Source organism: Holdemania massiliensis AP2, from assembly GCF_000327285.1.
In the GTDB taxonomy this organism is placed as follows: Bacteria; Bacillota_I; Bacilli_A; order Erysipelotrichales; family Erysipelotrichaceae; genus Holdemania; species Holdemania massiliensis.
This window is the reverse complement of the sequence record NZ_HE998567.1, coordinates 40,895-58,924: the sequence shown is the minus strand read 5'-3', so window position 1 is coordinate 58,924 and position 18,030 is coordinate 40,895. Positions and strand designations below refer to the sequence as shown.

General features: G+C 50.2%; 17 protein-coding genes and 1 tRNA gene. 3 read left to right on the top strand and 15 right to left on the bottom strand.

Going from position 1 to position 18,030, the window contains the following annotated elements; genetic code table 11:
• The 3 genes from BN162_RS00285 to BN162_RS00275 all read right to left on the bottom strand — a co-directional run.
• A partial coding sequence (locus BN162_RS00285; protein WP_040451098.1) for a hypothetical protein occupies window positions 1-880 on the bottom strand: 880 nt, incomplete at its 3' end.
• Between the two features lie 17 nt (window positions 881-897).
• A complete protein-coding gene (locus BN162_RS00280) occupies window positions 898-1,935 on the bottom strand; it encodes a V0D/AC39 family V-type ATPase subunit (RefSeq protein ID WP_020223047.1) in 1,038 nt (345 codons plus the stop codon).
• A 39-nt stretch (window positions 1,936-1,974) separates the two neighbouring features.
• Window positions 1,975-2,286, bottom strand: a complete 312-nt coding sequence (locus BN162_RS00275; protein WP_020223046.1) for a hypothetical protein — start codon at window positions 2,284-2,286, stop codon at window positions 1,975-1,977.
• Between the two features lie 225 nt (window positions 2,287-2,511).
• Between BN162_RS00275 and BN162_RS00270 the strand changes: the two genes are divergently transcribed.
• Window positions 2,512-2,886 carry a DUF3899 domain-containing protein gene (locus tag BN162_RS00270; RefSeq protein ID WP_020223045.1) on the top strand — a complete coding sequence of 125 codons (375 nt, stop codon included), beginning with the start codon at window positions 2,512-2,514 and terminating at the stop codon, window positions 2,884-2,886.
• Window positions 2,887-3,087: 201 nt separating this feature from the next.
• Here BN162_RS00270 and BN162_RS00265 read toward each other — a convergent pair.
• The 7 genes from BN162_RS00265 to BN162_RS00235 all read right to left on the bottom strand — a co-directional run bounded on the left by BN162_RS00265 (window position 3,088) and on the right by BN162_RS00235 (window position 11,522).
• Window positions 3,088-3,176: transfer RNA gene (locus BN162_RS00265), tRNA-Ser, on the bottom strand.
• 151 nt (window positions 3,177-3,327) lie between these two features.
• Window positions 3,328-4,395, bottom strand: coding sequence for an alpha/beta fold hydrolase (locus BN162_RS00260; RefSeq protein WP_020223044.1), 1,068 nt, complete (start codon window positions 4,393-4,395; stop codon window positions 3,328-3,330).
• Window positions 4,396-4,410: 15 nt separating this feature from the next.
• Window positions 4,411-6,573, bottom strand: a complete 2,163-nt coding sequence (locus BN162_RS00255; RefSeq protein WP_051032516.1) for a RelA/SpoT family protein — start codon at window positions 6,571-6,573, stop codon at window positions 4,411-4,413.
• 87 nt (window positions 6,574-6,660) lie between these two features.
• On the bottom strand, window positions 6,661-7,176 hold the full coding sequence (locus BN162_RS00250) for an adenine phosphoribosyltransferase (RefSeq protein WP_020223042.1): 516 nt from the start codon (window positions 7,174-7,176) through the stop codon (window positions 6,661-6,663).
• Window positions 7,177-7,234: 58 nt separating this feature from the next.
• A complete protein-coding gene (locus BN162_RS00245; RefSeq protein ID WP_020223041.1) occupies window positions 7,235-8,839 on the bottom strand; it encodes a single-stranded-DNA-specific exonuclease RecJ in 1,605 nt (534 codons plus the stop codon).
• Window positions 8,840-8,940: 101 nt separating this feature from the next.
• On the bottom strand, window positions 8,941-11,235 hold the full coding sequence (locus tag BN162_RS00240; protein WP_020223040.1) for a protein translocase subunit SecDF: 2,295 nt from the start codon (window positions 11,233-11,235) through the stop codon (window positions 8,941-8,943).
• Window positions 11,232-11,522 carry a post-transcriptional regulator gene (locus tag BN162_RS00235; protein WP_020223039.1) on the bottom strand — a complete coding sequence of 97 codons (291 nt, stop codon included), beginning with the start codon at window positions 11,520-11,522 and terminating at the stop codon, window positions 11,232-11,234. The genes BN162_RS00240 and BN162_RS00235 overlap by 4 nt, the downstream gene beginning before the upstream one ends.
• Before the next feature lie 72 nt (window positions 11,523-11,594).
• Between BN162_RS00235 and BN162_RS00230 the strand changes: the two genes are divergently transcribed.
• On the top strand, window positions 11,595-12,917 hold the full coding sequence (locus BN162_RS00230) for an oligosaccharide flippase family protein (protein ID WP_020223038.1): 1,323 nt from the start codon (window positions 11,595-11,597) through the stop codon (window positions 12,915-12,917).
• Here BN162_RS00230 and BN162_RS18225 read toward each other — a convergent pair.
• The gene (locus BN162_RS18225; protein ID WP_040451096.1) at window positions 12,819-13,505 is read right to left on the bottom strand and encodes a DUF421 domain-containing protein; all 687 of its coding nucleotides are present in this window, start codon (window positions 13,503-13,505) and stop codon (window positions 12,819-12,821) included. The two genes, BN162_RS00230 and BN162_RS18225, sit on opposite strands and share 99 nt — an antisense overlap.
• A 63-nt stretch (window positions 13,506-13,568) precedes the next feature.
• Between BN162_RS18225 and BN162_RS00220 the strand changes: the two genes are divergently transcribed.
• Window positions 13,569-13,919 (top strand): hypothetical protein, encoded by a 351-nt coding sequence (locus BN162_RS00220; protein WP_020223037.1) that lies wholly within the window; start codon window positions 13,569-13,571, stop codon window positions 13,917-13,919.
• A 185-nt stretch (window positions 13,920-14,104) separates the two neighbouring features.
• On the opposite strand, the gene BN162_RS00215 is transcribed toward BN162_RS00220, so the two are convergent.
• The 4 genes from BN162_RS00215 to BN162_RS00200 form a co-directional block, all read right to left on the bottom strand.
• Window positions 14,105-15,379, bottom strand: coding sequence for an L-cysteine desulfidase family protein (locus BN162_RS00215; protein WP_020223036.1), 1,275 nt, complete (start codon window positions 15,377-15,379; stop codon window positions 14,105-14,107).
• Between the two features lie 270 nt (window positions 15,380-15,649).
• Window positions 15,650-16,099 (bottom strand): hypothetical protein, encoded by a 450-nt coding sequence (locus BN162_RS00210; protein ID WP_020223034.1) that lies wholly within the window; start codon window positions 16,097-16,099, stop codon window positions 15,650-15,652.
• Window positions 16,100-16,193: 94 nt separating this feature from the next.
• Window positions 16,194-17,174 (bottom strand): serine hydrolase domain-containing protein, encoded by a 981-nt coding sequence (locus BN162_RS00205; protein WP_020223033.1) that lies wholly within the window; start codon window positions 17,172-17,174, stop codon window positions 16,194-16,196.
• Window positions 17,143-18,009: a MerR family transcriptional regulator gene (locus BN162_RS00200; RefSeq protein WP_020223032.1), complete on the bottom strand. Its 867-nt coding sequence runs from the start codon at window positions 18,007-18,009 to the stop codon at window positions 17,143-17,145. The genes BN162_RS00205 and BN162_RS00200 overlap by 32 nt, the downstream gene beginning before the upstream one ends.
• Window positions 18,010-18,030 lie beyond the last annotated feature (21 nt).

Genomic DNA, 18,030 nt, shown 5'->3' with positions numbered 1-18,030 from the left:
TTTCAAACGGACGGAACAGCCAGGCATTGTGCAGCATCGTCGGCGGCACCAGCTGCGGCACCGTTTCCGGCTGGGCTAAATCCACCCTGACGTTCAGACCGTCGAATAATCTGACAAACTGATCCGCACTGTTGGCTGGAACAAAACCGGCCAGCTGGTAATCGTCCTGCACCTGCATCACATACCGATACAGCTTGCGGATCTCGCTGGTATAAGCACAATAGGAATAAACTTCGGTGAGCTTTTCCTTATACTGTTCCAGGATTTTCTTCCCGTCAATCCGCGGGATCGGAATCTCCTCAATAAACAGGCTTTCCATGCATTTTCGGATTTCTTTGACGAAGGTATTGGACGTCGCGTACAGAATCCAGACATACTGGCCGCTTTTATGCAGTTCCTCCACGACGAAGTTTGGCGTTTCAATCAGACTCAGCTTTTTAAAGCTTTCGGCCGGCAGCCGGCCCATTCCAAACGAAATATACTGGCACTCATGCATCGCCTCAAATCCATAGCTCCGCACTTTTTCCAAAGCGATCTCGTCGTTGTCCGTCAAGGTCATCAGCTCGTGCGTATCCGCGATCATCGCGAACTGTTCGTTGACTTCCTTGATAAACGCTACAATTTCCGCCTCATCATAACTGCGGCTGACGGGTCCGGCTTTCAGCTCAAACCCAACGCTATGGCCAATATTTTTCAGCTGGTTCAGATATTCGTTATAGACGTTTTCATCGTTCAGCGGCTTTCCGCCGTTGTCGTCATTGATCAGATGCGCCGCTGGTTCCGGATGGAATTCAGCGTAGGACACGCAGCGTTTCAGCACGTCCTGAAACTGATCTGCATCGGCATGCACCGTCGCCAGCTTCATTTTTACGATTGACATAAGCTCCCCCTTTCTTCTTAATAAATCAACAGCCGGTTAATCTTATCCGCCGGGATTCCATAGCGGACACCCTCGATAATATCAACGACGTTTTGAATTTCTGTTTCTGACAAAACCAGATAGGCGATCAGCACAATGTCCGGATTGGTCGAAAACATCATGTGCCGCTTATTCAGGTTGTAATTGATCGACTGCGCGTGATATTCAATATACGCAAAATTAGAGGAATCCAAATAGTTGTGGTAAGCGGAACGTGCCAGCCGTTCCATAAACTCCTCCGCATTGCAGTGATCGATCATCTCTTCCAATTCGCGTTTTGGAATCCGCAGATAAACCGGGTTGATGACTTTTTTGATCTGCGCCGGCGTCGCGTTAAAATATCGTTTTGAACGGTAAATTCGCGTGATGTTGTCCAATTCGATCTGCGTCAGGAAAATTTCCTTAATCTCTTTTTTCACTTTTCCGCTGAATTCCTGATCGACGATCTTCATGACCTGATCATAGAAGTATTTCCGCAGAACGCTTTCACAGGCGGTATAATCAAAGTCTTCCATGTTGGTTACGGAAAACGGCCGGATCAGATCGGCATACGGCGTTTTGTCCAGCACTTCCAGCAAAGCGCCGAAGTCATGAACCTGAGCCAGCGCCCGGATATCGAACGACGTACTCTTTTCGATATACAGCGGCAGCTCGCCGATCATCTTGTAGTTATCCTCATCATTAAAAGCGCGGATGCAGGCCATAATCTGCTCGACCTCGCTCATCATGATGCCGTAGTGATAAAACTTATCTCCACTGGTACTGGCATACCGTAAAAGCCGGGACAGCCGGGTTCCCAGATCGCGCCGAATCAGCATTTCCAGCTGACCGCGGTGCAGTCCGGTTTCACTGTACCCTTCCAGCGCTTCCTGAAATAACGTTTCATTCTTAAGGTAAGAAGCGATTTCCGGAATTGATTTCTTCTGCAGCAGCTGCTGATAATCCGAAGCCGTCAGCCGTTTTCCAAACATTGCTTTGGCTTTGGTCGCCATCGCTGCATTCGATGTGGTTCCCATGGCACCCCTCCTTTTTTACTGGATCATTGTCCAATTCGCCTAAATTTCCAGACAGCGGCGAACCAGCTCTTTCTGCCATTCCTCTTTTTTCTTTAGATAATGGGCCTGAAGCCGCTTCAGCTCCTGCTCATACTCTTTCAGATTTTCGGATTCCACCTGACTGATCTGATAATCCAGTTCAGCTTTTTTGGCATCGACACGCTGGTGAACTTCCTTCCACGCTTCCTCGCTGAGCTGTTTCTCGGTATCAGCGATTTTCCGCTTCAACTCAAACTTCATGCGATGCGCTTCTTCCACGGCTTCCCGTGTCTTCTGATCCGTTTGAATCAGATCCAGGATTACAGATTCCATAGCACGACCTCCCCTCCCTATTCTAAAGCACGCCATTTAGTATATTCCTTTCAAAATCAATTTTCAATCATGGAAAATTTGAATCTTTAAATTTTACTGCATTGAGTTAAAATAGCACCAATATTGAGAATGATATTCTTAAAAAGTGAAATGAAATATGACAATTTTGTGAAATTAGTTTCGTCTTCCCAACAGGATTTGATATAATACACAGCGAGGTAGCCTATGAAAAAAAATCTTAAACCGTACTTGATCTGCATGATCGCAGCGATCGTGTTCAGCGCCGGATGCGCGCTCTTTTCCAACAATCCGCTGCTGACCTTTATCGATGTTCTGTCCATCCTCAGTCTGGTCTTCATCGTAGTGGGACTGCTGGAATTCTTGATCCACGGCGGATATTTTGACTTTCTGTCGTATTCGTTTTCGTCAGCGAAGAACCTGTTGTCGCGCCATTCGCAGCCAGCCGGATCCCAGCGATATTTCGATTATGCTCAAAAACAAAAAGAACGGCGGGGAACAAGCTCACATTTCGTTTTAAAATTGGCTGTCCTGCTTTTGGCACTCAGCATTTTACTGACGATCTTCTACGAGCTTCTGTAAACGCTCTGACATTTGCCGCGCTGCGGCTTTTTCTTTTTCAAGAAGTCGAAGAAAGCTCACGAGGAAAGAAAGCCTCAGAAAACAGCATTCTCCTATTCACCCTCGAAATTAGAATTGAGTTTGCGCAGAAGTGCTGCGCCGCCCCCCTCTTTCTCGATCAAAACACGAAAAAAGCCCTTTGCTAAGGGCTTTAACTGCTTATGGCGGAGAAAGAGGGAGTCGAACCCCCGCAGGCTTTCACCTCTGCCAGTTTTCGAAACTGGTCCCTTCGGCCACTTGGGTATTTCTCCGTATGCTTATCTATTATACATAATTCTTTTCAAAAAATCGAGTCCTAAATGCAAAGAAATGAAAAAAATTCATATCCCGCCTGGAAGATAAACGGGGAAAGAGGCCTTCACCGGATACGGCAAAGATCTTTCCCCGCAGTTTTCAACATCGTTATGCTAATAAAACCGTTCGCAGTGCATTTAGGAAATATTCCGGCTGATCGGTCATCGTGTTGTGACCGGCGTTGGGAATTAACATCAGCTGCTTGCGATCTGCTTCAATTTTCGCAAAATAGGCTTCAGCGATCGGATACGGCGTCTGCCAGTCGTGATCTCCCAACAGATAATACACCGGTACTGCGTAATGGCTATCCAAAGCTTCCAGATTAAAATCCATCAGCTCTTTTAATAACGGCAGCTGGATTTGAAAATCCATTTTGAAATAGACCGGAAGCTCATTCAAACTGACATCCGGGGTCGTCGCCATCTGCCACAAATCCTTCAGCGTAATCGGTGAGGCTAAGCAATACTTGCGCTGCAGGCGGCGCACTGTCATCATTTTATCCATCATTTCCTGACCGAACTCTGCCGTAGGATACGGGGTCAAGGCCAGCAGCGTCTGGACATCATGATCCGCCCCTGCGATCCGGGCTTTCTGCAGAACCTTCTGATATCCCAGTTCTTCATTGCGCCGCATGTTGACCACCTGACCCACGCCGACATACGCTCTGACCCGATCCGGATATTGACGGGCAAACATCGAACCTAAAACGCTGCCCCAGGAATGGCCCAAAATGAAAATTTTATCCTGATGATACTTGGCGCGAAGATAATCGCAGATTTCACGGGTGTCCTCAATCAGCTGCTCCAAAGTCACAGTTGCAGCCAGCTCGGTCTGCTTGTCAGCGTTGATCTGCAAGGTCTTGCCGCACAGCCGCTGATCCCAGTTGACAACAGTAAAATATTTCTCCCAGTCCCGCTGAGCCAGATAGCGCGTCGGGATCGCCGATTCGCCCGGTCCGCCATGCAGAACCAGCAGCACAGGCAGCTCGTCATTTTCTGTGCGGTGCACTAGATATTGCTGAATGCCGTTGATCATCCGGTATTCCTTCAATTCCATACCGGTTTCAGAATTCAGCTGCTGACGGCGCTGATTCGCACCGCGCTGCACGGCAAAGGCCGTCCCGGCTGCCGCCGCAGCGCCCAAGGTCGTCAACAGGCATTTCGTACTGAGTTTCATGCATGAACTCCTCCTTTACTGAATAACACGTTCAACACTGACTACACTGTTCACCTTTTTCAGATTCGCAATCAGTGTTTTTAAATGATCATAATCATCAACCAGCAGCATAATTTTTGTCGATACCGTTAATTCTTCCTGATTGACTGAAGAATTAATGTTCTGCAGCGAAGCTTTGCATTGGGAGATCACAGTCATCAGATCAGTCAGCAGGAAATTGCGGTCATGACTGTAAATCTGAATTGTTGCTTCATATTTGCGCGGTTCACGGCGGTCATCCCACTCCACGTCGATCAGCCGTGATTTCTCATGCGCGACATTGGGACAGTCGCGGCGGTGAACCTTGACGCCGTTGCCTTTGGATATATATCCGACAATTTCATCTCCCGGAATCGGACTGCAGCAGCCGGCCAGCGAAATCATCATCGATTCAATGCCCGGCACGATAATCCCAGATTTGCTCGGCGCTTTGCGGGCCGGCGCGAACGACCGGCTGACCGTTTCATTATCCAAAATGATCGGTTTTTTCTGATTGGTCAGCTTCTCAATCACGCTGATGACTGAGATTGACTTCACCGCAATCCCATACATCAGATCGGTATACGAACTGACCTGGAAAACCGGCAGGACCGCATCGATTTTCTTGCGTTCAAAATAATCCTTCTCCGGATAGCCGCGCTTTTTCAGCTCATCCCGAATAATCTGTTCGCCGCGTTCGACATATTCCGCTTTCTTTTCCACTTCTTTCTTCTGCAGAAAACCGCGGATCTTATTCTTGGCATGATTGGTTTTGACAAATTTCAGCCAGTCCTCACTCGGTCCAGCCGACTGCTTCGACGTCTTGATCTGCACGACATCGCCGGTTTTTAACGGCGTGTTGAGCGGTACGAGCGTCTCGTTGACCATCGCACCGACTGTGGAATGGCCGACTTCGGTATGCACGCGATAGGCAAAGTCAATCGGAGTTGAGCCGTTGGGCAGTTCGATGACCCGGCCTTTCGGCGTCATGACATAGACATTGGCTTCAAAGATATCCTTCTGCAGGGTATCCATGTATTCGTTGGGATCATTGCTTAACAGATCACCGGTGAGCGCCGACAGATCGCGGAACCACGACAGTTTTTGTTCAATTTCCCGCTGTTCCTTATGCGGATCATACTTTGTGCCTTCCTTGTACCGCCAATGGGCAGCGATGCCCATTTCCGCGATGCTGTCCATTTCCTCGGTACGGATCTGGATTTCAAAAATCCGCCCCTCATCGCCCACAATCGTGGTGTGCAGCGACTGGTACATGTTGGATTTCGGTACAGCGATATAGTCTTTCAGACGGCCGGGAATCGGACGATAGGCCGCGTGGATATAGCCGAGAATTTCATAACAGTTAAGCTTGGTCTTTGTGACGATCCGAATCGCCAACAGATCCAGAATTTCCTCAAAGCGTTTATTTTTGGTCTTCATCTTTTTGTAGATGCTGTAAAGATGCTTGCTGCGGCCAAAAATCCGGAATTCAATCTGCTTCTCCTGCAGCATTTGGGAAATGTCGCGGATCATATGCTTGACCTGTTCATCGCGCATCGCCTTTTTTTCTTCGACCAGATGGGCGATCTCGTAATACTTTTCGCGATCCAGATAATAGAAACTGAGGTCTTCCAGTTCATTTTTAATTTCACTGATACCCAAGCGGTGCGCAATCGGAGCATACACCTGCAGTGTTTCCGCCGCGATCTTTTTCTGTTTTTCCGGCGGCATGTATTCCAGCGTACGCATATTATGCAGCCGGTCGACGAGCTTGATGACAATCACGCGGATATCATTGGCCATCGCAATAAAGATCTTACGGTGATTGGCTGCCTGATATTCCTTTTCATCTTTGAATTTCAGTTTTCCGATCTTGGTGACCCCTTCCACCAGCATCGTAATTTCCTCGTCAAAGTCAGCACTCATCTGTTCCGGCGCCACGCCGCAGTCCTCAAGCACATCGTGCATCAGTCCGGCGCAGATCGTCCGCGGCCCCACCTTCATTGTCGCCAGAATATAGCCGACCTGCGCGGCGTGAATCATATACGGCTCGCCGCTGCGGCGCAGCTGTCCCTCATGATGCGACTGAGCGTAGCGATAAGCCTTCTCAATCAATGCCAGGCTTTCCGGCTCCTGAATATATGTTTTAACCTCACGCATCAGCGCCTCCAGCGTGATTTCCGTATTCCCTTTATTCACAACCCTATCCCCCCTTTTTGAGAAAAACCGAAGAGAATCCTCTTCGGCTTATTCGTAGGACATCAACGTAAAGACTTCGTAGCCGTCCAGCGCTTCGCGCCCTTTCAGCCCTTCCAGCTCAATCAGAAACGCGCAGCCGACAACCACGCCGCCCAGCTCCTCAATCATTTTGATCGTAGCCTGGACGGTGCCGCCAGTAGCCAGAAGATCATCGACGATCAGGACCTTCTGTCCCGGTGTGACGGCGTCCTTATGCATGTGCAGCTCATTGGATCCGTATTCCAGATCGTAGCGGTAGCTGATCGTTTCACGCGGCAGCTTCCCCGGCTTGCGGACCGGCACAAAGCCGATATGCAGATTCGCAGCCACCGGGCAGCCGAAGATAAATCCGCGGGATTCCGGACCCGCGATCACTTCCGCGCCGACCTGTTCGGCAAACTTCTGAATTTCCGCTGTCGCCTGGTGGAACGCTTCACCATCACGCATTAACGGTGTAATGTCGCGGAACAGCACGCCTGGCTGCGGAAAATCAGGAATTGATGCAATATATTTTTTGAAGTCCATGGATTGATGCCTCCTATAATACCGTTATTATAACAAATTTTTAACAAATTGAATCTATTTATTCAACAGTTTCCACAAGAATCGAACACTTTTCCCGACCGCGGAAACGATTGATCTGCAGCTGACCGATCCAGCTGACAGGATGCGGATTGTCCAAATCCCGATTGAAACTGATCGCATCAATCAGATCGGAGCCGTTGGTCGTCTGCCATTTCGGATAGATTTCCTTCATCTTGGCATACTGCAGAATCGTTAAGCCGCTGACCTCAAAGGTTACCGGCTCAAACTGCTGGCCAAACGGCGCCAGCTGATCCAGCTCATGCAGCGCCGTCAAACTGATCTGCTGAGCGCTGACCGGTAACACCTGCAGCACCGGTTCTTCCAGCGGGATCGCCAAAGTCTCCATCTTGGCCAGGATCGCCTGCCGCAGCGGTTCAAGCTGATCCGCCGCCAATTCCACCCCGGCGGCCTGGGCATGACCACCAAACTGAATCAGATAGCCGCGCAGATCTTCAAAAAAGCTTTGAATATCCAAACCCGGCACGCTGCGCACCGAGCCCTTGTATCCCTGAGTGCTGGGCGCCAAGACCAGTGTCGGCCGATGGGTTTCATTCATGATCCTGCCCGCGACCAGTCCGACGATGCCTTCATGGAACTGATCGTCGGCAATGACATGAAAAGCGTCTTCCGAGCGGATTCGCTCCATTGCCGTCTTGGTCATCTTATCGCTCATCTGCCGGCGCTTCTGATTGATCTGACGGATCTGCACCGCCGCCGCTTCAATCTGAGCCGGGTCCTCCAGCAACAGATAGCGCACGATATTGTTGATATTGCACAGCTCCGCCAGCCGGCCGGCGGCATTGAGCTTAGGGACGATCTGATAAGCGACTTCCTTTTCCGTCCACACTTCGCACTTCTTCTCATTCAGCGCTTCAATCGCTGTAAACTGTCGCTCATTGAGATATTTCAAACCCAGCCGCACCAGAATCCGGTTTTCTTCCCACAGCGGCATCATATCGGCAATCGTAGCGATCGCCGCCAGCATGATCGGCCGTTTGCGGGCTCCGGTCATCGCCATCGACAGCTGCAGGGCAATTCCCGCTCCGCAGCAATACTGCCAGGGCTTGCCCATCTGCGTCGGATGCAGCAGCGTCAGACATTCAGGCTCCTGCTGGATCACGTGGTGATCGGTAACGATGACCTCAATGCCCAGCTGCTTCGCCAGCGTTAACGCCGCATGCGCCGCTACGCCGTTGTCCACGGTCAGAATCAGGGAATAGCCTTTTTCCTTGGCCAGCTGCACAGTCTGCGCAGATAAACCATAGCCTTCATTCAGTCGATGCGGAATATAAAAGCCGTTGACAATTCCCGCCCGATCCAAGGCTTCCTTCATAATCGCTGTTGCGCACAAGCCATCGGCATCGTAATCGCCGGCAATCAAGACTTTTTCATGGCGCTGGCGGGCCGTATCCAAGCGTTTTAAGATTTGCGTGAGTTCAGGACTGGAACAGGGATGCAGCGTCAGATCCGTATTTAAAACCTGCCGAATCTGATCGTTGTCACAGCCGCGGCAGGCCAGCACCTTGGCGCACAGCTCGCTGACGCCATAATCCTGCTGAATTCGTTTTTCTTCACCATGGGTTTCCATTCGTTCTATTTTCATGTTTTTTCACCTGTGTTTTATTCTATCACAGAACGTTCTGCCTGTCTGGGCAGGCGCTCTTACTAAAGCACAAAAGGCGGCCTGCGCCGCCTTCTTGAAGCTTAATCGTTGATTCCCGGAATCGTCAGTTCGTCAAGTTTCTCTTTCTTGGCTTTTTTCTTTTTCTTTTCCTTCGGCTTGACATGCGTGCGGATATAGTACCACATCTGCGGAGCAATGAAGATCGAGGAGAAGGTGCCGGCAATCAAGCCGACAAACATCGCGAAGTTAAAGGTTACAATCGCACCCGATCCCATCAAAAGCAGCGCGATGATCGGCAGCAGCGTCGTGATCGAAGAGAAGACCGAACGCACCAATGTTTTATCCAGCGAATCGTTGACAATCGCCTTGTAGTCCTCGCTCACTAACTTCGGCTTGCGGCTTTCAGCCACGGATTCCCGAACGCGGTCGAAGACGACGATGGAGTTGTTGATCGAATAACCGATGATCGCCAGAATAACCGAGATCAGTTCAATGTTGATCTCCATGCGGAAGATCGCAAAGATGGCCAGAACAATCGCTACGTCATGAATCAGCGCCACGATGCAGCTGACGGCATAATCCCATTTAAAGCGAATCGTGATGTAGATCAGCATCGCCACCCAGGCAAGCAAGGACAGAGAAATTGCATTTTTTACAAGTTCGCGGCCAACAACCGGCGTTACGACGTTGTCATTCGGTTCAATTCCATATTTTTGCGTCAGCGTTTCTTTGATGGATGTCAGCTGATCCTGCTCCAAAGCCTGATTTAAGGTCACATAGACGACTTTATCACCGGATGCCTGAACGCGGCTTGGCTTATAGCCCAGCGCTTCAAAGTCACTGCGGACTTCGTTGGTATTCAGGACCTCATTGGAGGTCACGGTAATTTTGGTTCCGCTGGAGAAGTCAATGCCCAGGTTCAGCGCGCCCTTGCCGCCAAACCCGTTGACACAGATCATGACGACGGCCGCCGCTAAGATAATCAGGCTGGCGGTAATGAAATATTTGGCCTTGCCGACAAAATCAATTTTCTTAAACGGACCAAAATAGAACTGTTCCTGACGCTTTGATACGTCGGGAATGTTGGACTGCTTGACGCCGAACCATGTTTTCTTGTTATCCAGGAAACCAGACTTCACGATCTGATTGATCAGGAAGCGGGAAACATAGACATTCAGCACCATCGTACAGAAGACGGTGACCATCAGCATCGTCGCAAAGCCCTTGACCGCGCCGGTGCCGAAAATATACATGATCAAAGCGGCTAAGAGCGTTGTGAACTGAGCGTCAAAGATCGTCGAGAACGACGTTGACTGACCTTCTTTAACCGCGTTCTGTACCGAACGTCCGGCATACAGTTCATCCTTAATCCGCTCCATCGTAATAATATTCGCATCCACCGTCATGCCGACGCCCAAAACTAACGCCGCAATGCCCGGCAGCGTGAAGACGCCGCCCATGCCGCCGTAGATCGCGAAAACCGCAAAGATATACAGCGCCAGCATGATGTCGGCAATCAAACCGGCAAACCGGTAAACCACCAGCATGAAGACCATGACTAACGCCACGCCGACGATGCCCGCGGTTGCCGTTTTGTTAAACGCACCGATGCCGTAATCCGCACTGACGACGTTGGAATAAATTTCCGTCATTTTGACCGGCAGACTGCCGGAATTAATCAGTTCTGCCAGCTCACGCGCTTCTCCCTCGGTGAAGCCGCCGCTGATGACGCAGTCACCGGAAATCGCCGATTTGACCTGCGCCGCACTGATGTATTTGGCTTCGCCGCCGGCCTGCGCCACAGCAGCTTCCTTAACATAGGAATCGCCTTCTTCATAATCCAGCCAGACAATCATAATGTTGTTGCCTGTCCCCATTTCCGAAACCTTCTGTGTGATTTCGCTGAACTTGGCCTGATCGGCAATTTTCAGACTGACGACGGGCGCACCGTTTTCATACCCTAATGAAGCTCCGCCTTCTTTGATGATGCTCGCATCGGAAAGCAGATTGTCGTTGACGTCTCTGAACGTCAAGTTTGCGGTGGAGGAAATGACCCGCCGGGCTTCCTCCTGATCCTTGACCCCCGCTAGCTGCACGCGGATGCGGTCATTGCCTTCGATTAAAATCTGCGGTTCGCTGACGCCTAAGACGTTGATCCGCTTACTGACGCTTTCTGCCACAGCCGACATGGCCGGCAGGTCTTTGCCTTCCTGCAGCGGACTGATCTGATAGACGATCTCAAAGCCGCCCTGTAAATCCAGGCCCAAGGTCGTGTTCTTCGCAACATCCTGCGCAAAGATGCCGATCATCGCAAAGATGGCAACAACAGTCACGATGAAGACCGTTAAACGACTTGTTCTTGTCCCCTTTTTCATACGTTTCTTCCTCCTATTAAATCGCTAAACTCTGATAATTCTTGATGATACCCTTCAATGATCGCCTGTTTTGATAAAAAACGGACGATCTGATCTGCCGATAAAGATAATATATCATTTACAGCTTCATGTAAAGTCTTCGGGCGATTTCGTTTCCACACCAGCTTCAACATGACATCTTCAAGATTTTTATAGTTTAGGCCGGGAAGCTGTTCACGCTGCAGCTGCTGCAGCTTCAGCATCAGAGTGAGCTGAATCTGCTTATTTTTCAGATCCAGGGATTCCATCTGAACTCTCCCCTTTCTTAATCATACTTATTTATTATAAATCATACTTTATAAAAAGTGGAGGAAAAAGTAATGAAAAAAGAAATCATTCGATCAACCGTTCATCTTCTTACCCTTTCATTGATCGCAAAAATCCTTTCCTTTTTTGTTCGGATCGCCTGTGCGCGCGTACTCAGCGCCGAAGCGATGAATTATTACAGTCTGACCATGCCGACCACGGTTTTCCTCATTACCCTGGGGCAGATGGGGTTGCCCAGCGCCGTCAGCAAGATTGTCGCGTCCCGTCAGGATTACACGCCGGTCTTAAAAGCCTCGGTGCTGCTTTCCGTGATCAACAACCTGCTTCTGACCGTTTTTTTCATGTTAGTGATCCCGCTGTTGGCCGCCGTCGTCTTAAAGCAGCAGGTGCTGATCCCGGTTCTGAGGGCTGTTGTGCCGATCATTCCCTTAGTCAGTATCTCCGGTTTGCTGAAAGGTTATTTTATGGGAAGGCAGGAAATCATTCCGCCTACAGCCTGTCAGATCAGTGAGGAAATAACGCGGATTCTCTTTTTGATCGGCTGCTTTACGCTGGTGCCGACCACCGATCCGGTGAAAATGGCCTCGATTGCCGTCTTTTCGATGTCGGTCGGCGAGATCGGCAGCATCGTTCATTTATGCATCGCGCTCAAACGCAAAAAAAGGGTGCTGCACCATGTCAGCACCTTAACGGGTTCTCTGCATTGGGATACTGTCAACGAACTGCTCAGCCTGTCGCTGCCGATGACCGGCAGCCGGCTGATTGGCTCGCTCACCAGCTTTTTGGAGCCGATGTGTTTAGTCTTGTTTGCCGATGTTCTGCTTCAGCAGCAGCTTATTACCACTTATGGCCAGCTCAACGGCTACATCATGCCGCTTTTGACGCTGCCCAGCTTTGCGACGATCGCCTTAAGCAACTGGCTGCTGCCTTCCTTCACCTACCAGGCCAGCCGGCACCGCATGGATCACGCCCGCCGGCAGTTCTTCCAGATCGGCTTATGCTGCTTATTCATCGGCTGCGCGAGCGGACTGACGTTATTCTGCTTTGCCGAACCGATTTGTCAGCTGCTTTACCACCAGACTCAGATGGTTCCGCTTCTGCGTTCGCTGACTCTGCCGTTTATCCTGTATTCGATTCAGCCCTGCCTCAGCAGCGTGCTGCATGCGTTAGGCCGCAGTCAAAAAGCGATGATCGATACGACCTGCGGCTGTCTGACGCGCTTAGCCTGCGTCAGCTTCCTGACGATTCCCTTAGGCACCCAGGCCGTCGGCATTGCCTTAGTCAGCGGCATGCTCGTGACGACCGTGCTGCATCTGGGCCGGGTTCTGCGTTGTCTTTTTCAGGACGAAAAAGCCGTTCTTCTGCCACAGGCATAAGAAGACCTCTGAAGGATCCGCTACCCCTTCGGTCTCTAGCTGTTCGCGCAGCCAGGCTTCATCCTTGCCGATGGCTTCCAGCACCTGTTTCTGCACAATGCCGTCGGAAATCAGCGGATCTTTCCACTTCAGTTTACTGGCATCTTTTTTCAGGATGGTCAGCGTACCGCTGTTTTCCAGGATCGCAAACTGAACTTCCTCGGGAGTGGAAACGTCCTTATCTCGCAGCTGATACATTAAATCATCAATCGTATAACGCTGCTTCTTCATCTCCATCTGGTCGATCATGCCGTTATAGATGATTAAGCTCGGTTTGCCTTCAAAAAAATCACGCCATTTTTTCTTTTTCAGACAGGCCCAGGCAATGATGATCTGCAGCACTGTCAGCGTCAGAATGGCAATCAGCGCCTTCCAAATACTCTGATCCGGTTCGGAGATGGACAAGGCATACACTTCCGACATAACGAAGTAGATGACGATATCCAAGACGCTCAGCTCGCCGACTTCCCGCTTGCCCATCACCCGCAGTGAGATGATGATGATCAGATAGAAAAAAATACACTTTGAAACGAGTTCAACATATTCCACTTTGAATTCCTCCTGTTGACATAATTCAGCACAACCAGCGTAAGATGAGAGTGAGGTGACATCATGAAACACTTGCTTGACCCCTATCTCAGACTGGCCGCCGTCTTCCTTGGCGGTTCCCTATTAGTTTCGTTCTTCTTCAGTGTTTTATACTATTTTAACTGGATGGGAACACCGATTTATCAAATTGGCTGTCTTTTATGCGGCGTTCTGCTGTATGCCGTGTGCGGAATCCTATTTGCCCAAAAGGCCAAACGCAAGGTGCTTCTGCAGGCGCTGGCACTGGTACTAGTCTTAGTGATTCTGGGTGTATTGCTGATGGAACAGAAGAGCTGGACCGCGCTTGGGTCGCTGGCAGCCAAGGCCATCTGCTTTCTGGCCGGCTGCCTTGTCATAATCGGCAAACATAATTAAGCCCAGCCTTGAATATGCGGTAAAACCATTTCCTGATCGACCTTCCACTCACCCCCATTTCCAAAAAATAACCCTGAGGCTGATTTTCAGAGTTTTCTCATGGGAATAACGCTGCGGCTACTAAAAAAAGGAAACATCGTTTGACCTTTCCTTTTTCTCATTCGCTTTGATGGATGATGGCAGCCCTATTCGTCGCTGATCATCATGTTTAAAATGACCTGATCGGTAATCCGCATGCCGTCCCGGCTCAGTTTGCCGACCGCGTCGATCGTCTGTTCAATGTCATGCTTGATGATTCCGGTGTCTTCTTCAAAGGCGATGTTATTCAGCGCCATCTGATGCGCGATCACCCCGCAGCTCAGCGCTGAGGCGATCTTGCTGGCACACGAGGGCTTGGCGCCGTCGCAAATCATCCCGGAGATCGTTCCGGCCAAATTGGTAATTGTCATTTCGATCTGGCGCAGATTGCCCCCGGCCAGCCATGTAATCGCACTGAAAGCCCCGCATGCGGCGCTGACAGCTCCGCAATAGGCAGATAAACGCCCGATGCCGGTCTTGAGATGGACGGTGATCAGATTGCTTAAGGCCAGCGCCTGAAACATTCTTTCCTCACTGACGCCTTTTTCCCGGGCATAAACAACGACCGGAACAGAACAGGTCATGCCCTGATTGCCGCTGCCGGAATTGACGACGACCGGCAGATTGCAGCCGCTCATCCGCGCGTCAGAGCCGCTGGCGGCATAGGCGATCACTTTGGTAAACAGATCGTTGGGATTGTTCTGCATCATGATGCGGCCGACCTGCGAACCAAACGGATTCTTCAAGCCTTCCTCAGCAATCGCCATGTTGCATTCCACCTGTTTTTTTAACAGCGGAAGGATGTCTGTGAGATCTTCCGTCTCAACATAATGGACAATCGATTCCACGCTTAACTTACTGCGGTCAATCGTGCTTGAAGGCTGATTGGAACAGTCGTCCTTGTCCAGCAGCACTTCGCCGTTTTTTATAATCTTCGTAATGTTGGTGTGCTCGCGCTGGATCTGCAGCTGCACACAGTTGTCCGCTTGTTCTAAAATTGCCCAGATCTGCAAGTTTTCTTCACCCTCGATCAGCTCCACCCGGCACAGATCGCTGTGCAGCAGCTCTTTTACCCGAGCGACATCCTGCGCCGTACTGCCGGCGATGACCTGCAGCCCCTTTGATGCGTCCCCGCAGACAACGCCCATTAACGCTGCCGTTTTGATGCCCTTGAGGTTAACCGTGTTGGGAACGACAACTCCCTTTACATTTTTGACGATGTTGCCGGAACAGCGCACCGTCATTTTTTCCGGAAAGGCTTGCAGCACTTCCTTCGCCTTCGCGCAGGCGTAGGCAATCGCAATCGGCTCCGTACAGCCCAGCGCTGGAATCAATTCTTCTTTTAATATCGGATAAACAAGCTCTTTAATACATTCAGGCATGGATAATTCCTCCTAATTTCACGCTTTCTTTTGCCGTGTCCGTCTTGGTCCTGTTCAGGCTCACTGATCCTCGCTGAAATTCAGGATTTCCATGACGTTTTTCTTTAATTTCATTATAGCGTGTTCACGCCGGAAATTCATCCAGAAATTCCAGATCTCCATCATTTTATCCGCCGCCTTTCCAAGGGATGCCGCAGCGTTCTTTCCGCCGAAAGAGCAACAAAAAAGCCGGACTGCAGATCCGGCCGCGCGGCTTTTCTAAGTTGGAATTTAGGCTTGATTCTGAATTTGTTCCCGCGCCTTCTGGATATCCTTTTCAATCAGCCTGCGCATTGTTTCCGGCACATCCTCCGCCGCGGTTTTGTTTAAGGCTTCAAGGATAGACTGTTTTAAACCTGGCTGAACTGCCGCCATCCTTGGCAGAGCCTGAATGCATTGACGGCGGGTGATCGGTTTGACATCGTGAAGCAGACCTAAACAGGCGGGCAGTGCCTGAACTGCTTTTTCTTCGCTCACCCAGCCCAAGTTGGCGGCGATCAAAAGCAGCCCGCGGGTCCGGATATACGATTGTTCACTTCCAAGCAGCTGCAGGAAGTATTCAAAATAGAGGGATGCATCCGCACTCACTTCGCTGATTTTCAACAGTTCCTTCAGCGCCGAATAGGCAAGCGAATGATCCTGGTTTGTCAGAAGGGCGATATTGGCTTTGATCGAATCCATGGGATCACCTCTTCCTTATTAGTACACCGGACGTTCATCGTTGTCAACTGAATATAAACCGCAGCGGATGCTGAAACGCAGACGATTTTCAGATTTATTCGTTCAGCAGCGGTTCGATGTGATCGCGAATAAAATCAATCCGGTCTTTGACTCGTGGTACAAAGGTCGAAGCAATCGCAACGACGCAGTTTTTCTGCGGATTGACATACAAGGCGTTGCCGCCGTCGCCCAGCGCTGCGAAAGCGTGTTCGTGTTCGTTGATAACCCACCACAAATAACCGTAGTCCAACCCCATCTTTTCCCATCGGATCTGTTTGCGGGTACTTTCTTTCAATTCCGCTGCCGGGATAAGCGTCCGCCCTTGAAACTGACCGTCATTTAAGCAGCATTGACCAATCGCGGCCATTTCCCGCGGCGTCAGCGTCAATCCCCAGCCGGCGGTATTGACCCCCTTAGGCCCCATGGCCCAGCCGCTCAGCGTCGCCGTCTGATTGAACGCCATCTGTTCTTCTTTAGTCGCAAACGTCAAACTCTTTTCAACTCGGATGCCTAACGGCTGAAATAAATTCTCCTGCGCATAATCCAGTACCGACCGACCCGTGGCCCGAGTTAAAATTCCTGTCAGAATATCCGGACCGATGATCGGCGCGTAGCGGAATTCACCCAGCTGTCCCAAACCACCGATCTGATTCAATGAAAAGCTGACCCAGTCATCGCTGGTAAAATATCGGGTATAGGGATTAAAGCGAAACCGATAAGGAACAGACATCGTCAGACAATGCCGAAGCGTCACCTGCTTAAGCAGTTCATGGCCTTTGCGGATCGGATACTCAGGGAAGTAATCGAGGATTTTCTGATCCACGCTTTGAATTTCACCGCGGTCAAGCGCAATCGAGATCAACAAAGAAACAATGCTTTTGGTAATGGAAAAGATGTGAAACCGATTCTCGGATGTAAAGCTGTGATAGTATTCCTCGATTTGACATTGACCGTTTTGCAGGACTACCATTCCAGCAATATTGGGATATTCATTTCTGACAAGTTCATTCAAAGCCTTCATTTTCTGGGAATCCATTGTTCTCTCCTCTTTTCATTTTGTTTTTCGTGACTGGGTAATAGACTTCGGTAATCAAGGTTTCTGGATGGTCTTGGGGATCGGATAAATAAACCTCAAACAACGGACCTGAGCTGTGATACCCCTGAACCTGGGCCGTATGGATCAGCCGGGCATACACTGCCGCAAAATCCGCCTGAATGCCGCTGACAACTGTCTTTAGGCAAAGTCCGGGCTGAAAAAGCCGGGTTTCAGGAGTTGTTTCCGCTATCGGAACCGCAAACTCTGTATCCAGACCTTCATCTGAAAACTGCGCGTCGTGAAACAGGACCATCGGTGCCCAGCTCATCGTTAAGGACCCTGCTTGAAGCTTTTCCAGCAATGTCCCAAAGCACTGTTTATAGGCTTGGGGAAAGGCTTGTTCCTGAACCATCAGCCGCCAGGATAAAAGCTCGCTGTCGGCAACTTCCGACAGCTGAACCGGAATTTCATCGTCATTGGCAAACAGCGAATGGCCGTCATGGAGATTTTGGATATCCCTGTCTAACTGCTGCAGCTGCTGCGTGAGCTGTTCCGCCTGCCGCCGCAGCTCCTGTTTTTTCTCGGTCAGTGCCGCGGTTAGATCCTCCGGCTTACCGCTTAACGTGACAACGAGCAGCTTAATTTCTTCCAGCGTGAAGCTGTATGCCTTGAGATGATTGATCAGCCGCATCGTTTCAAGCTGATCGGCAGCGTAAAAACGATACCCTGTCATCGGATTTACGAGTCTGGGCTGAAGCAAATCGATGGCTTCATAATAGCGCAGGGTTTTCGGTGATACGCGGCAGATTTTAGAAAATTCGCCGATCGTCAACATCACTTTTCCTCCTTTCAAGAT

Coding starts and splice junctions, on each gene's coding strand:
- BN162_RS00230 (WP_020223038.1), top strand. CDS start 11,595: ATGAAAAAAGAAATCATTCGATCAACCGTTCATCTTCTTACCCTTTCA.
- BN162_RS00200 (WP_020223032.1), bottom strand. CDS start 18,009: ATGTTGACGATCGGCGAATTTTCTAAAATCTGCCGCGTATCACCGAAA.
- BN162_RS00255 (WP_051032516.1), bottom strand. CDS start 6,573: ATGCGTGAGGTTAAAACATATATTCAGGAGCCGGAAAGCCTGGCATTG.
- BN162_RS00215 (WP_020223036.1), bottom strand. CDS start 15,379: ATGCCTGAATGTATTAAAGAGCTTGTTTATCCGATATTAAAAGAAGAA.
- BN162_RS00245 (WP_020223041.1), bottom strand. CDS start 8,839: ATGAAAATAGAACGAATGGAAACCCATGGTGAAGAAAAACGAATTCAG.
- BN162_RS00250 (WP_020223042.1), bottom strand. CDS start 7,176: ATGGACTTCAAAAAATATATTGCATCAATTCCTGATTTTCCGCAGCCA.
- BN162_RS00275 (WP_020223046.1), bottom strand. CDS start 2,286: ATGGAATCTGTAATCCTGGATCTGATTCAAACGGATCAGAAGACACGG.
- BN162_RS00240 (WP_020223040.1), bottom strand. CDS start 11,235: ATGAAAAAGGGGACAAGAACAAGTCGTTTAACGGTCTTCATCGTGACT.
- BN162_RS00270 (WP_020223045.1), top strand. CDS start 2,512: ATGAAAAAAAATCTTAAACCGTACTTGATCTGCATGATCGCAGCGATC.
- BN162_RS00260 (WP_020223044.1), bottom strand. CDS start 4,395: ATGAAACTCAGTACGAAATGCCTGTTGACGACCTTGGGCGCTGCGGCG.
- BN162_RS00235 (WP_020223039.1), bottom strand. CDS start 11,522: ATGGAATCCCTGGATCTGAAAAATAAGCAGATTCAGCTCACTCTGATG.
- BN162_RS00205 (WP_020223033.1), bottom strand. CDS start 17,174: ATGGATTCCCAGAAAATGAAGGCTTTGAATGAACTTGTCAGAAATGAA.
- BN162_RS00280 (WP_020223047.1), bottom strand. CDS start 1,935: ATGGGAACCACATCGAATGCAGCGATGGCGACCAAAGCCAAAGCAATG.
- BN162_RS00210 (WP_020223034.1), bottom strand. CDS start 16,099: ATGGATTCGATCAAAGCCAATATCGCCCTTCTGACAAACCAGGATCAT.
- BN162_RS00220 (WP_020223037.1), top strand. CDS start 13,569: ATGAAACACTTGCTTGACCCCTATCTCAGACTGGCCGCCGTCTTCCTT.